General features: G+C 59.5%; 17 protein-coding genes and 1 tRNA gene. 9 read left to right on the top strand and 9 right to left on the bottom strand.

Going from position 1 to position 16,113, the window contains the following annotated elements; genetic code table 11:
• Together AAFO92_RS13805 and AAFO92_RS13800 are read left to right on the top strand one after the other, a co-directional pair.
• Positions 1–555 (top strand): hypothetical protein, encoded by a 555-nt coding sequence (locus AAFO92_RS13805; protein ID WP_347536077.1) that lies wholly within the window; start codon positions 1–3, stop codon positions 553–555.
• Positions 552–1,604 (top strand): hypothetical protein, encoded by a 1,053-nt coding sequence (locus AAFO92_RS13800; protein WP_347536075.1) that lies wholly within the window; start codon positions 552–554, stop codon positions 1,602–1,604. The genes AAFO92_RS13805 and AAFO92_RS13800 overlap by 4 nt, the downstream gene beginning before the upstream one ends.
• A 118-nt stretch (positions 1,605–1,722) precedes the next feature.
• On the opposite strand, the gene AAFO92_RS13795 is transcribed toward AAFO92_RS13800, so the two are convergent.
• Positions 1,723–2,025: a hypothetical protein gene (locus tag AAFO92_RS13795; RefSeq protein WP_347536074.1), complete on the bottom strand. Its 303-nt coding sequence runs from the start codon at positions 2,023–2,025 to the stop codon at positions 1,723–1,725.
• A 307-nt stretch (positions 2,026–2,332) separates the two neighbouring features.
• Between AAFO92_RS13795 and AAFO92_RS13790 the strand changes: the two genes are divergently transcribed.
• From AAFO92_RS13790 to AAFO92_RS13780, 3 genes are all read left to right on the top strand, one after another.
• A complete protein-coding gene (locus AAFO92_RS13790) occupies positions 2,333–2,770 on the top strand; it encodes a hypothetical protein (protein ID WP_347536072.1) in 438 nt (145 codons plus the stop codon).
• A 76-nt stretch (positions 2,771–2,846) separates the two neighbouring features.
• Positions 2,847–3,311: a hypothetical protein gene (locus AAFO92_RS13785; RefSeq protein ID WP_347536070.1), complete on the top strand. Its 465-nt coding sequence runs from the start codon at positions 2,847–2,849 to the stop codon at positions 3,309–3,311.
• Positions 3,312–3,486: 175 nt separating this feature from the next.
• The gene (locus tag AAFO92_RS13780) at positions 3,487–4,557 is read left to right on the top strand and encodes a tyrosine-type recombinase/integrase (protein WP_347536068.1); all 1,071 of its coding nucleotides are present in this window, start codon (positions 3,487–3,489) and stop codon (positions 4,555–4,557) included.
• 20 nt (positions 4,558–4,577) lie between these two features.
• Here the strand turns inward: AAFO92_RS13780 and AAFO92_RS13775 are convergent.
• The 5 genes from AAFO92_RS13775 to AAFO92_RS13755 all read right to left on the bottom strand — a co-directional run bounded on the left by AAFO92_RS13775 (position 4,578) and on the right by AAFO92_RS13755 (position 9,307).
• A tRNA-Glu gene (locus AAFO92_RS13775) sits at positions 4,578–4,652 on the bottom strand.
• 124 nt (positions 4,653–4,776) lie between these two features.
• A complete protein-coding gene (gene recJ / locus AAFO92_RS13770) occupies positions 4,777–6,522 on the bottom strand; it encodes a single-stranded-DNA-specific exonuclease RecJ (protein WP_347536066.1) in 1,746 nt (581 codons plus the stop codon).
• A 72-nt stretch (positions 6,523–6,594) separates the two neighbouring features.
• Positions 6,595–7,560, bottom strand: coding sequence for a class II fructose-bisphosphatase (glpX, locus tag AAFO92_RS13765; RefSeq protein ID WP_347536064.1), 966 nt, complete (start codon positions 7,558–7,560; stop codon positions 6,595–6,597).
• 68 nt (positions 7,561–7,628) lie between these two features.
• Positions 7,629–8,915 (bottom strand): homoserine dehydrogenase, encoded by a 1,287-nt coding sequence (locus AAFO92_RS13760; RefSeq protein ID WP_347536062.1) that lies wholly within the window; start codon positions 8,913–8,915, stop codon positions 7,629–7,631.
• Positions 8,916–9,019: 104 nt separating this feature from the next.
• Complete coding sequence (locus AAFO92_RS13755; protein ID WP_347536060.1) at positions 9,020–9,307, bottom strand: hypothetical protein; 288 nt, start codon at positions 9,305–9,307, stop codon at positions 9,020–9,022.
• A 107-nt stretch (positions 9,308–9,414) separates the two neighbouring features.
• On the opposite strand from AAFO92_RS13755, the gene AAFO92_RS13750 reads away from it, so the two are divergent.
• From AAFO92_RS13750 to AAFO92_RS13735, 4 genes are all read left to right on the top strand, one after another.
• Positions 9,415–10,002: a TetR/AcrR family transcriptional regulator gene (locus tag AAFO92_RS13750; protein WP_347536058.1), complete on the top strand. Its 588-nt coding sequence runs from the start codon at positions 9,415–9,417 to the stop codon at positions 10,000–10,002.
• Positions 10,003–10,139: 137 nt separating this feature from the next.
• Positions 10,140–11,342, top strand: a complete 1,203-nt coding sequence (locus AAFO92_RS13745; RefSeq protein WP_347536056.1) for a hypothetical protein — start codon at positions 10,140–10,142, stop codon at positions 11,340–11,342.
• 90 nt (positions 11,343–11,432) lie between these two features.
• Positions 11,433–12,377, top strand: a complete 945-nt coding sequence (locus tag AAFO92_RS13740) for an NAD(P)-dependent oxidoreductase (protein WP_347536054.1) — start codon at positions 11,433–11,435, stop codon at positions 12,375–12,377.
• 69 nt (positions 12,378–12,446) lie between these two features.
• Positions 12,447–12,935 carry a hypothetical protein gene (locus tag AAFO92_RS13735; RefSeq protein WP_347536052.1) on the top strand — a complete coding sequence of 163 codons (489 nt, stop codon included), beginning with the start codon at positions 12,447–12,449 and terminating at the stop codon, positions 12,933–12,935.
• Here the strand turns inward: AAFO92_RS13735 and AAFO92_RS13730 are convergent.
• Genes AAFO92_RS13730 through AAFO92_RS13720 form a run of 3 tightly spaced genes read right to left on the bottom strand, consistent with a single transcriptional unit; the run spans position 12,917 to position 15,869 of the window.
• On the bottom strand, positions 12,917–13,528 hold the full coding sequence (locus tag AAFO92_RS13730; RefSeq protein ID WP_347536051.1) for a TadE/TadG family type IV pilus assembly protein: 612 nt from the start codon (positions 13,526–13,528) through the stop codon (positions 12,917–12,919). The two genes, AAFO92_RS13735 and AAFO92_RS13730, sit on opposite strands and share 19 nt — an antisense overlap.
• On the bottom strand, positions 13,525–14,070 hold the full coding sequence (locus tag AAFO92_RS13725; protein ID WP_347536049.1) for a pilus assembly protein: 546 nt from the start codon (positions 14,068–14,070) through the stop codon (positions 13,525–13,527). The genes AAFO92_RS13730 and AAFO92_RS13725 overlap by 4 nt, the downstream gene beginning before the upstream one ends.
• A complete protein-coding gene (locus tag AAFO92_RS13720; RefSeq protein ID WP_347536047.1) occupies positions 14,067–15,869 on the bottom strand; it encodes a pilus assembly protein TadG-related protein in 1,803 nt (600 codons plus the stop codon). Before AAFO92_RS13720 ends, AAFO92_RS13725 begins: the two co-directional genes overlap by 4 nt.
• Between the last annotated feature and the right edge of the window lie 244 nt (positions 15,870–16,113).

Here is a 16,113-nt window from a genome sequence, read left to right as displayed (position 1 = left end):
ATGAGCGTTACGATCAAACAGACGGAAGAAGTTCCGGCCGCATATCCTGACGCACCGAGTGGGTTATCTGCGAACGCAGCTGCTCTTGATGAAGCTATGGTTTGGGAAAGGATCGAGGCTCATACCGCCTACAGGTATTCTCCACGGGAAGTGGTTTGGATTGTGGAGGGGGAGGGTTTCTGGTCTCCGCCGCTTGCCCCTGCAACCATTAACACAACCGAACTTTGGGACGGTGAGACTTGGGGTGCGGTCACATTGAGCACATCACCCCTTGATGGGTTGTGTCTCGCGACCGATGGTCCCTACCGAATATCCGCATCTGTTGGTGGCGGCAACGTCCCGGCCGCTGTTTCAGAAGCTTTTCGCCGACTGGCCGAATACAGCGCTGATGCCAATAAGAGCAATATGCTGACCGGTCGCCCTGGGGCTTCGGTTCACACTGGCGATATCAAGGGCATTTCGGAAACGATTGAACGTAATCCGGCATGGGTCGCCAGGGCGCTCCAGTGGAGCGGTGCCGCGGACCTGCTGCGCAGTTATCGGAGGGCATCGTGATCTGGCCATTCAAGAGAAAGCAAACTGAAGAAACACGGGCAAGCGGCACGGGATACACGACTCAAGTGTTGGCCGCGCGAGCAGACTATATTACGGGACAATCTGGCTTGGCAGAGCTGACCGGTACAGTTCAGTCTTGCGTGACACTCTGGGAAGGCGGGATATCGCTTGCCGATGTAGAGGGAACAGAACTGCTGACCCCAAGTGTTCTTTCGTTGGCCGCACGATCACTGGCACTTCGCGGTGAAGCATTGTTTGTGATAAGAGAAGATCGCCTTATTCCATGCTCAGATTGGGATCTCTCAACAAAGTTCTCGATGCCAACCGCTTATCGCGTCGGGATAGCAGATACCGGTGGTGGAAAATCCGAAACTGTTCTAGCTGGCGAGGTCTTGCATCTGCGCGTGGGAAGCGACGCATCGATGCCTTACGTCGGTCAGGCGCCGCTTAGGCGGTCTCAACTGACCGCTGGGCTATTACAGGCCGTAGAGACCACGCTTAGCGAGGTTTACGAATTGGCGCCGATCGGAAGCCAGGTTCTACCATTCCCTGAAAGCCCCGAGACAAACCTCGAAATGCTTGCAAAAGGTTTCCGCAGAAATCGCGGTAAGGTTCTCGTGCGGGAATCTGTGAACGTCTCGGCGGCGGGCGGTCCTGCGCCAATCCTGGATTGGAAGCCGCACGATCTTACGCCAGACCTTCAACGGGTTATGACGCGCGACACGTTGGCAGATGCCCGAAACTCAATACTATTTGCCTACGGTATTCTACCCGGCTTTGTGAATTTGAACGGAAACGGACCAATGATCCGAGAGGGCCAGCGGCATCTTTCGCAGTGGGTTTTGCAACCGATCGCAAAGATGATTGCTCAAGAGGCCAGCGAGAAGCTTGGAGATCAGATCGAGATTGATGTGATGCGACCGTTGCAAGCGTACGATGCAGGTGGTCGGGCACGTGCCGCAGTTGGCGTTGTCCAGGCGCTCTCAGCGGCAAAGGAGGCCGGTGTTGATCCTGCATTGGCGCTAAAGATTGTAGATTGGGAGACGTAGTGATTGCCGGGTTTCCTTTTTTGACCGGCAATATGAGGTTGGCCGTGCCTCATGGGTGAACAACGCGGCAGGGCCGGGGCGTTTTCATGTGCAGCGCTCCGGCCTAATCCTAAATGCGTCAGTCCGAATTGAGATTTTTGGGGAACTCAATGATTTGTGGTTCTTCTCCACTGCATCGGTACATCTCTAAGAGCTTGACGGATGTTTCGATTGAGAAAGTGTCACCCATCGCACGATATTTTTCTGCAACTTTAAGCACGACGCTGTCGAGTTTCTTCGCGTCAATCGCTCCTTCGTTTTCCAGTTCCAAAATTAGCACGTGAACGAAAAGGTGTGTGGCCGATATCTGCTCGTTTAAGTTGCTGATCTTGTCGGCCAAAACTTGAAGAACCTCATGCACATCACCTCGGTATTTAGTCACTTTTTCAACCTCACACCCGGCCCACCCCCGTTCTCATTGATGAATTCGATTCCCGCGTCTTCAAGCGAGAATAAGATCGATGTGTATGTAAGTTCTTTGGGTACTGTTTGCCCAAGTTCATAACCGGCAATCGTTCTCTTGGACACTCGTGCAACGCGTGCCAAGTAGCCTTGAGACCACCCAAGTAAAGCTCTTGCCGCTCGTAATTGTGCTGGTGACATTTCTCATCTCTTGCATCAAAAGTGCATCTGCATTAAAAGTGCATTACTGCACGTTTGATGTAATACCACAAAAGGAGATCAATACAATGACCAAGAAAAACGCCTTTCGGGCGAACAATCCGGTTATGTCTGAAAAGCCAAGAACACATCGTCACTATGAATTCGGTACATTCGATGAGCGACTAGAGCATTTCTGTGCTGTGATGGAGGTGGACGTTCCAGAATGGCCTCGCGAGGATGGAGAACCAACTCTGAACGATGATCTTGTAAAGTGGGCCCGAGACCATGGTGTGGATTGGGATTGGCTCTTTGCTGGTTCTCCGTCGGCTATGGTTTGCAGCAGTTCGAGAGCAAGGAAGACTGAACTCAAAATAACCGAATACACAGAAGCGATGGAGCCTGAGATACGAAAAGGCCTCGTTGCAATGTTAGACGCTCTTATAAAACACGGTGTGCCGCACGAATTGGCGTTTGCTGAGTTCACCATGATCGTCAAAAAGAATCGGGCAGAAAAGGCCGCATAGTCTGACAAAGGCTATTGACCGTGTGATTGATCTCACGCTATAAGAGCGCGGGATCAATCACACGCAGAGTTTAGATATGGGCAATAATGAACCGAAATACACCGCCGCAGAATTTAGCTGCCTAGTAGGAACAGATTTAATCCGACTTAGGGATTGGCGCAGACGCGGGTTTCTAGACTTCGTTGGTATCGATTTCAATGGACGTTGGAGATACTCGATGCTCGACGTCTGTGTTTTGAAAGTAGCTGAAATGTATCGAGAAAACGGAATGGATTTGCGTAAGTCGCTCTGGTTCGCGTACGCGTCGATGGCATTTCTTTTCGATCAAACAAATGATCGCGAAAAACGGCGCTTCTTGTTGCTTACAGATTTCGACAATGACAAAAAACGGCGGTTGCTGACGGCTCAAAAGTTAAGCGATTTACAAGAACAGATTGAAAATCTTGGAGCCAAACCTATCGGCGACCTCGTTGATTTAGAGGCCGTAAGACTAGACTTGCCCAAGTTCCTTTCCGAAGCTGCTGAAGCCGCGAGAGATTAATGCCCAATCGCGCCGCCCCCATAACTCAGTGCGAACTGACCCGATATGCAAAAGCAATGCAGGCGGCTGGGGTAGAGGCGTGGAGGGTCGTAGCGCGTCCAGATGGCACACACGAGATCATTGCTGGTATGACCGACAAGTCGAACCTTGGCCCCGATCCTGATGAGTTGCTCAAATGAGGCGGCGCAAGAACCCATATCCTGGTGTTCGAAAGAACGTAGTCAAAGGGCGTGTATATTGGAAGTTTGAACGCGGCGACTTTCGCACGAACATTCCTGGCCCTTATGGCTCCGCGGAGTTTCTCGCGGCGTATGAAGCTGCTCTGGAAGGCTCGAAGTCGTCGAACGGGTCTAAGGCCGTCCAAGGAACTGTTGAATGGCTGATCGAACAATACCTAAGCAGCCTGCGTTTTCAGAACCTCTCTGACAGCCGCAAGAGAACAATTCGGCTCGAGTTGGATTGGCTTCGTCGCGAGGCGGGCAAGTACCATTTTGAGCGACTGGAAGTCAGGCACATTGAAGCACTCATGGCCAAAAAGAAAGGCCCCACTGCGGCGAATACGGTCAAGAAAAATATGTCTATGCTGTTCAATTTCGCAGCTAAGAAGCTCAGTTACACGGGACCGAATCCAGCACGCTATGCCGAGCGGATGAAAACGAACCCGGATGGATTCCACACCTGGACAGACGCCGAAGTGAACCGCTTTCTCGAGCGTCACGGGCCCGGCACCAAGGCTCGTCTTGTGATGCTGCTGGCGCTCAATACAGGTATGGCCCGACAGGATCTTGCTAAGTTCGGTCACCAGCACGTTAAGGCGGGCAGGATCATCTACCGCAGGAACAAAACCAAAGTTGCCGCTGATTTGCCGATACTGCCCGAGCTGGCCGAAGAGCTACGCCATGTTCCCAAGGACCGGATGCTATTCATCACACAAGACAATAACGACAAACCATACGCCGTTGCGTCCCTAGGTAACTGGTTTCGCGACAGGTGCACTGAGGCCAACGTTCCCGGATCTCTTCACGGCCTTAGGAAGGCTGGCGCAACGAGGCTTGCGAACGCAGGGGCGACAGAATGGGAAATTGCTTCCTTTCTTGCTCATTCCGACACGACGCAAGCGGCGGTTTACACGAAAAAAGCCAATCGAGCTCGGCTCACAGATAGTGGATTTGCCAAACTTGAAGCGGGTAAAGTGTCCAACCTATCCGAGAAGTTGGACAAGAAGGGCGGAAAAACTAATGAATAACAATGTGTTGCGAGATGAAATGGCAGCCCGTAGGGGAATCGAACCCCTCTTTCCAGGTTGAAAACCTGGCGTCCTAACCGATAGACGAACGGGCCATACCGTGGCGTGAGGCGTTCTCTAGGCAAAACGCCGGGATGACGCAAGAGGCATTTTGCAAAAAAATGTGCCGCAGCCTTTGGTTTTTTGTTCGTCGTCTGCGGATCGCGCCGTGGCGCAGGCTTAATCGGCCGGCGCGGCGTCTTCGAGCCTGAGTTGCACGCTCTGACGGCCGCCCCAGCTGTTGATTTCCAGCCGGCCCGCCAGGTGGAACCGCGCGCCCTGGTGGTTTTCCAAGGCGGTGCCCATCGGGCCGTCATAGGCGCCAAAGACAATGGCCTCCATCTGCGCGCCGATTCCGTCGCCAAAGCGCAGTTTCAGGTGGCTGTCGCCCACCCGCCGGGCGAAACCGATGGCCATGTCGGGGAAGGCGTAGCGCGGGCCGGGGGCGCCGGCGCCGAACGGGCCCGCGGCTTCGATCTGTTCAACCAGCTCCACGCTTGCGGCGCCGGGCATCAGAACGCCATCCAGCCGCAGGTCCGACGGGCCGGCTTCGCCCGCGCCCTGCCGGCCCAGCAGTTCCGACAGCCGTTCCATCGCTGCTTCCAGCCGTTCGCGTGCCACGGTCAGGCCTGCGGCCATCCGATGGCCGCCGCCCTTGACCAGCAGCCCCTCGGCGGCCAGCCGATGCACCGACGCCCCCAGATCAACGCCGCTGACCGAACGGCCGGATCCCTTGCCCTCATCGCCGTCCAACCCGATCACGATCGCGGGGCGGTTGGTGGCCTCCTTCAACCGGCTGGCGACGATGCCGACCACCCCCGGGTGCCAACCTTCGCCCGCCGCCCAGACCAGGGGGGCGTCCAGCCCGCGGCTTTCGGCCTGGTCCATCGCTGCCGCCCGCACGGCGGCCTCGACATCGCGGCGTTCGGCGTTCAACTGGTCCAGACGCTCGGCCAGGCTGCGGGCCTCACCCGGATCACTGGTCGACAGCAGGCGCGCGCCCAGATCCGCCTTGCCGATGCGCCCCCCGGCATTTACGCGCGGCCCCAGTACGAAACCCAGGTGATAGGCCGTGGGGGCCGTGTCCAGCCGCGCAACGTCAGACAGGGCCACCAGCCCGGGGCGTTTGCGCGCGGCCATCACCCGCAGGCCCTGTTGCACAAAGGCACGGTTCACGCCCTTCAGCGGCGCCACATCGGCCACCGTCGCCAGGGCCACAAGATCAAGCATCGCCAGAAGGTCGGGCCCCTTGCGACCCGCCTCGCGCATCTGCCGCCCGACCTCTACCAGCATCAGAAAGACAACGGCCGCGGCACAGAGATGCGCCAGCGCGCCGTCTTCGTCCTGCCGGTTCGGGTTCACCACGGCCAGCGCCGCGGGCAGGGTCTCGCCGCCAAGGTGGTGATCCAGGATCACCACATCCGCGCCCTCGGCGGCAGCTACCGGGCCGTGGCTGAGCGTGCCGCAATCGACGCAGATGATCAGGTCATGGGCGGCGGCCAGTTCGGCCATAGCGGGTTCGTTCGGTCCGTACCCCTCATCGATCCGGTCGGGCACATAAAGCGTCGCCGTGCGCCCCATCTGGCGCAGCCAGTCCACCAGCAGCGCCGCCGAGCTGCCGCCATCCACGTCGTAATCGGCAAAGATCGCGATACGCTCGCGCCTTTCGACTGCCTGCAGGAACCGGGCGGCGGCACGCGCCATGTCCTTCAGGCCGCGCGGGTCGGGCAACAGATCACGCAGTTGCGGTTTCAGATAGCTCGCGGTGTCCTCGGTAGCGACGCCAAGGCGGGCCAATGTCAGGCACAGGGGCGGGGGCAGGGCAGTCTGCTGTCCCATCGCCTCGGCAAGCCGCTCGATCTCGGGCGCGGGTCCGATCCAGCGGCGCCCGCTCAGCGACGCATGAATGCCAAGATATGCGTCCACAATGCCCCCTTTGATGCGTGCCGCTTTTTCCTGGCCCGAATACCCGCGCCGCGGGCACCCGTCGCCCGAGGATCAATCCACCGGATTGCGATAGATCATCCGCCGGAACGAGCCGGTCTTCGATCGCATCAGAACGGTCTCGGTCTCGACATAGCCGGGGCGACGTTTCACCCCCGAGACGATCGAGCCGTCCGTCACGCCGGTTGCGGCAAAGATCACGTCGCTGGTGACCATCTCGTCGCGGCTGTAGATCCGGTCGAAATCGGTGATGCCGGCCTTGGTCGCGCGGGCGCGTTCGTCATCGTTGCGAAACAGCAGCCGGCCCCAGATCTGCCCGCCCATGCACTTCAGCGCGCTGGCAGCCAGCACGCCCTCGGGCGCGCCGCCCGAGCCCATGTACATGTCGATACCCGTCCTTTCAGCCTCGGCGCAGTGAATCACACCGGCCACGTCACCATCGGTGATCAGGTAGACCGCGGCGCCTGTGGCGCGAACTTCGGCGATCATGTCCTGATGGCGCGGGCGTTCCAGGATACAGACGGTGATATCGCTGGTCTTGCAGCCTTGCGCCTTGGCCAATGCCTCGACCCGCTCGCGCGGGGACATGTCCAGTGACACCACATCCTTGTCATAGCCCGGCCCGATGGCAAGCTTGTCCATGTAGGTATCGGGCGCGTGCAGCAGGGTGCCGCGCGGCGCCATCGCGATCACGGTCAGCGCGTTGGGCATGGCCTTGGCGGTCAGCGTCGTGCCTTCCAGCGGGTCCAGTGCGATATCGACGCCGGGGCCATTGCCGCTGCCGACCTCTTCGCCGATGAACAGCATCGGTGCTTCGTCCCGTTCTCCCTCGCCGATCACGACGACACCTTCGATGTTCAGCAGGTTCAGCTGCTCGCGCATGGCGTTCACGGCGGCCTGGTCAGCGGCTTTTTCGTCACCGCGACCGATCATGTCGGCACAGGCCACCGCCGCGGCCTCGGAAACGCGCGCCAGTCCAAGCGAGAGCATGCGGTCGTTGAAATCGACAGTGGCAGACATCAGCAATTCCTCAGTTTTTCAGGTCCGTTCAGCAATATCGGGCGGGGTGGCCGGGCGCAAGCGCGGGCTCAGACGGTTTCAATCCTAAGCGCCACGGGGTCGCCCTTCAGCACGTCCAGCCTTGACATGGCGCTCAGGGCAGCATCCAGCGCGTCGCGGGTGGTCTTGTGAGTCACGATCAGCACCGGCGCCGTGGTTTCGGCGTGCTGGTACTGTCGCATCCGGTCGATCGAAACACCTGCCTCGCCCAGTATCGTGGTGACCTTGGCGAGCGCGCCGGGCTTGTCGTCAAGCGCCATGCGCAGGTAGTAGGGCGCCGGTGTCACTACCTTTGCAGGTTTGGCCGGGCTGAGGCCGGCGGCGGGCTGGCCGAAGGTCGACAGGCGGATGCCGCGGGCAATGTCCATCACGTCGCCCATCACTGCGCTGGCGGTGGGGCCTTCGCCCGCGCCGGGCCCGCGCAGCACGATCTGTTCCACGCAATCACCTTCGAGAACGCACATGTTAGTGCCTCCCTCAAGCTGACCCAGCGGGCTGGTTTCGGGGACCAGGCAGGGGGTCATGCGTTGTTCCAGCCCGCGGCCGGTCATCTGGCACACACCCAGCAGTTTGATGCGATACCCCATATCGGCGGCCTGGCGGATGTCGTCGATGGTGACGCGCTCGATCCCTTCCAGTTCGACCCCGGCGAAATTCACCTGCGTCCCAAAGGCGATCGAGGCCAGCAGCGACAGCTTGTGGCCCGCGTCAATCCCGCCCACGTCCAGCGTCGGATCCGCCTCGAGATAGCCCAGCTGGTTGGCCTCTTCGAACACGTCCGCATAGGGCAGGCCCGCCGATTGCATCCGGGTCAGGATATAGTTGCAGGTGCCGTTCATCACGCCCATGACACGGGTGATGTCATTGCCGGCCAACCCTTCGGTGAGGGCCTTGACCACCGGGATACCGCCGGCGACAGCGGCCTCGAACCGGATCACGCGGCCGGCGGTCTCGGCCGCCTCGGCCAGGGCCTGGCCGTGATGGGCCAGCATCGCCTTGTTGGCGGTCACGACGTCCTTGCCATGCGCGATCGCGGCTTCGGTCGCGGCCTTGGCCGGGCCATCGCTGCCGCCCATGAGTTCGACGAAGACATCCACGTCATCGCGCTTCGCCAGTGCCACGGGATCGTCCTCCCAGGCGTAGTCGGCGATGTTGACGCCGCGATCCTTGTCGCGCGTCCGTGCGGAAACGGCGGTGATTACCACGGGCCGGCCGGCGCGATTTGCCAGCAGATTGGCCTTTTGCCGGACGATCTTGACGACGCCGGCGCCAACGGTGCCCAATCCGGCGATGCCAAGGCGCAAGGGTGTGGTCATGGGGCTCTCCGATCCGCGTTCAGGAATGATCTGAGGCTGCGATGTAACGGGTTCGTTCGCGCCTTGCAACGCGGGTTTTGGCAGCGTCACCTAACGCCCCGGGCCTATTCGATACCGTCCCGCATCCGCTGTTGCGTTTCGGCGTCGACCACATCGCCTTTCAGCCGTGACGCGCGGGACTTCAGGCGGTCGATCCGGGCCTGCGTTTGGGGTGCCGTCTCGGGCTTGATCCGCGGGTCGGGCGCCTGCGCGTTCAATTGCTCGATCGGAACAAGTTCGGGATAGGGGGCATTGCGCGCGTCACTGTCCACGGTGTCATCCAACGCGGGAAATTCGTTACACGCGCTCAGCACGGCAACAAGGACCGGAAAGAGGACATGAGCTGGGCGCATCGGCGAAAGTTCCGTCGGAAAGGTGTTGTGTTTCCTTATTGCCATCTAAACATGCGCAGGGGCAAGCAGGGGATTGATCTGAACGCGCGTTCAGTTAAATCTGGGGCATGGCAAGAACCCAAGGCTCTCATTCCGATATCACCGGACCTCGCGTGCGCGAGGCGGCACTGCGCCTGTTTGCGCGGCACGGCTTTGCGGCGGTGTCGATGCGGCAAATCGCGAGCGAGGTCGGCGTTCAGGCCGGCGCGCTCTACAATTACACACCGGACAAGCAATCCTTGCTGTTTGACCTGATGAAGGGCCACATGGATGAATTGCTGGCGGCCTGGAACGCGCACGCCGGGGCGGATTGTCCGATGGCCGCGTTGGAGGAGTTCACCCGCTTTCACATCCGCTTTCACTCGAAACGCCCCGAAGAGGTGTTCATTGCCTACATGGAATTGCGCAATCTGAGCCCCGAGAACTTTACCGAAATCGAAAGTCTGCGGCGCGCCTACGAAGATTCCCTGGCCGATATTCTGCGCGCCGGGGTCGGGGCGGGCGTGTTCGATGTGTCTGAACCGAAGGTGACGGCAATGGCGGTGATCGCGATGCTGACCGGCGTCAACACCTGGTATAGCGATGTCGGACGGTTAAGCCTGTCCGAGGTGGAAGAGCTGTACTGGACCATGGTGCGCAAGACGGTCACAGCCTGAAACCTGCCGCAAAACCCGCCCCATCTCCGCGGTTTCCGCATCCGCGCCTCATCCGGGCATTATTTCCCGTGACCCCGTGCGCGGCGTTAAATCTATGCTAGGATCATAACACCAGAAGAGCACCGCAAGGATTTGCCGTGGCAGAAGATTTTTCAGATCAGGAATGGGCACAGATCAACGCCCATCTGGATGCCGATCCCGCGCGCTATGGCCTGCCAGAGCGGCGCGATGACTCGGTTGTCCTGCTCAGTTGGAATATCCGCAAATTCGGCGCCTTCCGTGACGGCGATAGGCTGAAGAAATCCCCCGGTGCATTTGACATGATCACCCGTGTCTGCCGTCAGGCGGACCTGATCGCCATCCAGGAAGTGCAGTCCGAGAGCGAGAGTGTCTATGAGCTGCGCGACCGGTTGCGGGCCGGTGGCGCGCCCTACGAAGTGGTTATCAGTGACGTGACCGGGCGTGCGCCCGGCTATGCCGGAATGGCAGAACGCATGGCGTTCCTCTATCGCACCGACAAGGTCAGGCGCGGCGATCTGGCCTCGGACCTGTCTTTTGACCGCTCGGCCGTATTCGACAACGTCAACGAGGCGCTGGCCAAGGTTGTCGCCAAGAAGATCGAACTGGAGGGGCAGGAAGGGTTCTGGGCCCGGCTGACCAGCTGGATCAGCGGTCAGGCGCGGCTTTCGGTGGCGACATTCAGGGGGTTCGTGCAATTCATCCGCACGCCGCATCTGATCGAGTTCGTGATCGACGGGCCCGGCGGATCCTACACGTTTTACTGTGTCAACGCGCATCTGGTATCGGGCAAAAGCAAGGACGAGCGCGAGCTGGAATTCTTCGCCCTCGTGGAATGGCTGATGCTGGCCAGCCCCAAGATGCTGGATCATCCGGGCAAGAGTTTCGTGGTGATGGCCGATCTGAACCTTGATTTCAAATCCAACGTCACCAAGCGGCGTGCGGCGTTCGAAGAATACATCACCACGCTCAACGCTGAAAAGAACCTCAGGGCACGGGTCAATTTCCCGTTTCTCGACGGGCAGTATTTCACCAATGCGCGCCGGACCGAAACCTTTGACCACATCGCCTGGTTCACCGCTGACACCCGGTTGCCGCGCGGCCGGCACAACCATCTGGCCGGCACGCTGGGCGCGGATGAATATGATTACGGCATGTTCGATTTCGTGCAGGCGTTTCTGGATGCGGGGCCGGGGGCGGCGCCGGACGGCACGCCGGATTATGCCCGCTATACGCATGATTTCACCGATCACATGCCCATCTGGGTGCGTCTGCCTCTGCCGCATGAGGGGCAGACCGATTTCACCGTCGCGGGTGACTGAAGTCATTTTTGCGCCAAACCTGTCGCAGGCAGGATAGTCCGGCGGTTTTCCCGCGGTAACCTGCCCGGAAAGAGTAGGGGAGGAACGCGCGTGAAGATCGGATTTATCGGGCTGGGCAATGTCGGCGGAAAACTGTCCGGCAGCCTGTTGCGCAACGGCATCGACATCACCGTTCACGATCTGAACACCGAGCTGGTGCGGGCATTCGAGGGCAAGGGCGGCAAATCCGCCAGCGGCCCGGCCGAGTTGATGCGCAGTTGCGATGCGGTCATCACCTGCCTGCCCAGCCCCGCCGCCAGCGACGCGGTGATGCAAGACATGCTGCCCGAGGTCGCGCCCGGCAAGATCTGGATGGAGATGTCCACCACCGACGAGGCCGAGGTGAAGCGGCTTGGCGCAATGGTCATCGAAAAGGGCGGCGCGGCGGTGGATTGCCCGGTCTCGGGCGGCTGCCACCGGGCCGATACCGGCAATATCAGCATCTTCGCGGGCTGTGACCGGGCCACGTTTGACCGCATCCTGCCGCTTTTGACGATCATGGGCCGCCGGGTGCTGCATACCGGCGATCTGGGCAGCGCGTCGGTCCTCAAGGTGGTGACGAACTACCTGGCGACCGCCAACCTGGTCAGCTGCGCCGAGGCGCTGACCGTCTCGAAGGCCGCGGGCATGGATCTGAACGTGGCCTACGAGGCGATCCGCATCAGCTCGGGCACGTCTTTCGTGCACGAGACCGAAAGCCAGGTGATCCTGAACGGCAGCCGCGACATTTCCTTCACCATGGATCTGGTTGCCAAGGATATTGGCCTGTTCCAGGAGGTCGCGGACCGGGCCGATGTACCGCTGGAGTTGAACCCGCTGCTGATCGACATCTTCAGGGACGGGATCGCGCGTTTTGGCCCACGCGAACTGAGCCCGAACATCATCAAACGCCTCGAAGAGGCCACCGGCCTCGATATCACCGCGCCGGGCTTCCCGCCCGAGATGGTGGATGACGAGCCCGAGGAACCGGGGGCAGAAGTGCATCCCAGGATCTGATCCGCGCCCACCCTCTCGCATCCGCGGGCCAAACCGGCTATTGGCAGAGCAGGAAACGGGGATATGCGCATGAACGACGAAATTCTGGCGACAATTCAGGCCTCGCGCCCGCGACGCACGTTTGGGGTGGCGGTACTGGGCACATTGGGCCTGATCCTGGTCTACGTGGCGCTGTCGCAGCCACCCGCCAACCTGTTCTGGGGCGTTTTCCTGGTGGCGATTGGCGGCCTGGCCCTGTGGGGGGCCTTTCGGATGTGGGACGCAACGCAGGCGCGGCTGGAGCTGACCGAGACGCAGCTGCGCAGCAGCGACGGGATCGTGATTGCCAATGTCGCCGACATTCAGTCGCTGGACCGGGGGATGTTCGCCTTCAAGCCCTCGAACGGATTCATGCTGCGGCTCAAGACAAAAACCCCGCGCCGCTGGCGGCCGGGGCTTTGGTGGTCACTTGGGAACCGCGTCGGCGTGGGCGGGGTCACATCCGCCGCGCATACCAAGGCCATGGCCGAGATCATCTCGGCCATGATTGCCGGGCGTGATCAGCTGGGCGGTACGTAGCAGTATTGTCCTTCGTAACACACCTGGTCGGTAAAACGCGGCTTGGTGAACAGGCGCGTATAGACCGGCACGCGGTCGCCAAGGCCAACATTGAACGCCGGTGTGTAATCCGACATTGATTCGACCAGGATCAGATCGCCGCCATCGGGCATGGTCGGAAGTGTGGAATGCGAGGCATCGCGCACGTCATTGTTGACCAGTTCGACCAGATCGCCCGTTCCGCGCACCTCGGACCAGCGCACGGAATATTCATCGTCGGAGGTCGAGTTCAGGTCCGCGCCGGCATCGAAGATCAGGACTGACACCCGCACCTGGTTCACACCGTCGTCGTTTGAAATGCCGTCAAACAACCTCAGCACGTTGTCGACATAGGTATCGTTGATGCCCGGGGTCTCGCGCGAGATCATGTCGGCGATGGTATAGGTCGCCTTTTCGCGCGCGCTTCTGTAGCGGAACACCTCGAAGAATTCGTAGGTCGCTACCAGCGCCCAGATCAGCAGGGGCAGGCAGATGACCGTTTCGACCATCACCGACCCGTCGCGCTCGCCACAGAAACGGCGGATGACCCTGTGCAGAAATGACTTTTTCATCATGTCGGCTCCTGAACGAATGCGGTCATCGTCACGATTGCGGCTTTGCCGTTTTCGTCCTTGGTCAGCGCTTGCCCCAACAGGCCGTCGGGGAAGAACGGATCGTAACGATAACAGGCGCGCAGGATCATCAGCTCGTTCGTGCCGCCGAATACGAAATCTTGCTGCAGCACCGCGGGATCGACCGGCTCGGAGTTTTCGATACACTTCACCTCTTCGTCCAGCGGCGCATAGGCGCGCATGTCGACGGGTTTCATCTCAAGGCGCAGCTCGGTGTCGCAATTCGCGATAAAGGCCGCCCCCTCGCAGATCACATCCTTGATCTCGGCGTGGTTGCTGGGCTCGCCGGTGCCAAGACGGATCTGGCGCACCGCGATATCCATTCCGCGCTCCAGCAGGGTGTGGCGCAAGGTGATGAAGCTCAGTTCGATCGACATCAGCATCAATATGATGAATGTCGGGAAGATGATGAAGAATTCTACCGAGGCGTTACCGGATTCCTCCTTCCTGAAACGCCGGCAGTATCTACCTAGCAGACGTGTCATTGCGTCAACCTCAGGTTCTGGATGCTCGAAGCGATCGAGCCGAAGACGCTGCTGATGTCCAGATCATCGGCATCAGAGTTGCCATCGGTGCTTGCACGGTAATAGTTGGATTCCGTCGTCGCACAGTTCCGCAGGTAGGTTTCGGCAGTGCCGCCCGCGGTGATTTCGAAACCGATCGTGTAGATGATGATCTTCTTTTCTTTGGTTGCGTTACACGACGATTCCATGCGCGTGTTCTTGTCGCTGCCATCGATCCGGCTCTGGTAGGAATAGTCGTCGAACGCGTCGTCGATGCCGGTGATCGACTCGTAATAGTCGGGCGTCATCTGACCCCAGGCGTTTTCCCATGAGAGTTGCTCGTGAGACTGGTAGCCGTCCAGGGTTGCAGGGATGGCCGCGAACTCGGCTTCGGTCATCCACTCACTGTTGTCGATGTCCCGGTAGCGGGAATCGTCAGGATCGTGCAAGAAGTAGGCAGTCTTGTCCTCGGTCGTGTAGACACATTCCCAACGACTGCTGCTGCATTTCGACGGATCATTCGACGTGCGCGAGGGGTTACGGATCCTGTAGGCATAGTCGAACACATCAGTCGTGTATTCGACACGCCACAAATCCGATTCCGGGCCGCGATAATCGGGAATCGCGTGAGATTCAGCGATACTCGTGTCCAGCAGGTTGTTAGGGTCGTTGAAGTAATACGAGCTCGTGTTCTTGCCGTCGCCCATCATCACGACGACCTTCTGGGTTGCCAGTTCGTTATACTCTGACGGCACGTTGGTCAGACCGGCGTCCACGTCGCCATCGGCGATCAATTGTGTGACCACCGGTTGAAATGCCGGGTCCAGTAGGCCGGCAGCCCATTTGATGCCCAGATGGCCAGAAGTGTTGCCATCGGCTTCGAGGCTGTCGATCTTGGCGTGCAGGTCGGTTTCGCTGATTGAATAGGGCAGCACGCGGAAATAGTCATCCGTGTAGCACGAGCGCCAGGACGAATTCAGCGTTTGGAAGTTGCCGCTTACGTCATAGCGCGACGTGTAGATCTGTTGCGCGTATTGCTGCGTTGGGCTGATCGCCGTATTGTCGAACTCGCTTTCCTGGAAAACGATGCAGGTCGAATAATTATGCGTTTCGGCCACATTCAGCGCATTGAAGAGGTTGTCCGAAGGTGTCACGCCAAAGCTGAACGGAACGATCGAAATGATCGCATCACCAGGATCGGCGCTGTCCAGAATGGTGGTGACGAATTGCTTGGCCGCGACCTTGAGGTCGGCCAGCTTGTCCCCCGCCATAGAGCCGGACACGTCAAGCACCAGGGCGATTTCCAGCTTGGGGATGCGTTTTTCAGCGGTCGCGGTGGCGGCGGCGCTCAGGGTATGGACCCCGGAAAGGCCCAACAGGTAAGTGTCAACAGTCAGCGACGTATTCACCGTCACCTTCGAGGTGTTCAGTGTGATCTGAACGTCATCGGGTCCAAAGGCGTCGAGCTGATCGGCCATGCCGTTCTTTGCGAAATATTCCCGCACGGCCTCCTTGGCGGCATCATTGTTGGCCGCGGCGGCACCGGCCAGCGACGCGGCGTCGGCCACCGAGGCCAGCCTTGTGCGCTGCATCTCGTGGCGCATCGTGTCAATTCCCAGACCAGCCATCACCAGGAAGAGGATGATCAGGAAAAGTGAGAACGCGACAACGGCACCATCTTCCTTCTGTCGGAAGCGGTTGAGCCACGGCACTAGCTTGTGCCGCACGATGTTGTTGCACGATGATTGCCCCCGAAAATCGAATTTCGTTTTGTAACTCATGTTGTCACCTCTATGGGCCTCCAAACGCCCGAAAGTACACAATGCACCATCCTCTTGATGGCGAAATTCTGTGGCGAGAATATGGCGGTGATGCTAAATTTAACCGTTAATTAACAGGCAATTAGTCTCAATTTCAGAACAATATCTGCGCCGTCAGCGGATTGTCGGTGATCCGTTAACGATTGAGCGGAGCGCCGAGAGGCGGGCGTTGCCCCTCGTTCGCTTCGAAAACCGTGGGTGGACA

The organism is Roseovarius sp. CAU 1744 (genome assembly GCF_039839345.1).
Taxonomy (GTDB): Bacteria; Pseudomonadota; Alphaproteobacteria; order Rhodobacterales; family Rhodobacteraceae; genus Roseovarius.
The sequence above is the reverse complement of the archived record's forward strand: the minus strand, read 5'-3'. Positions and strand labels throughout refer to the sequence as shown.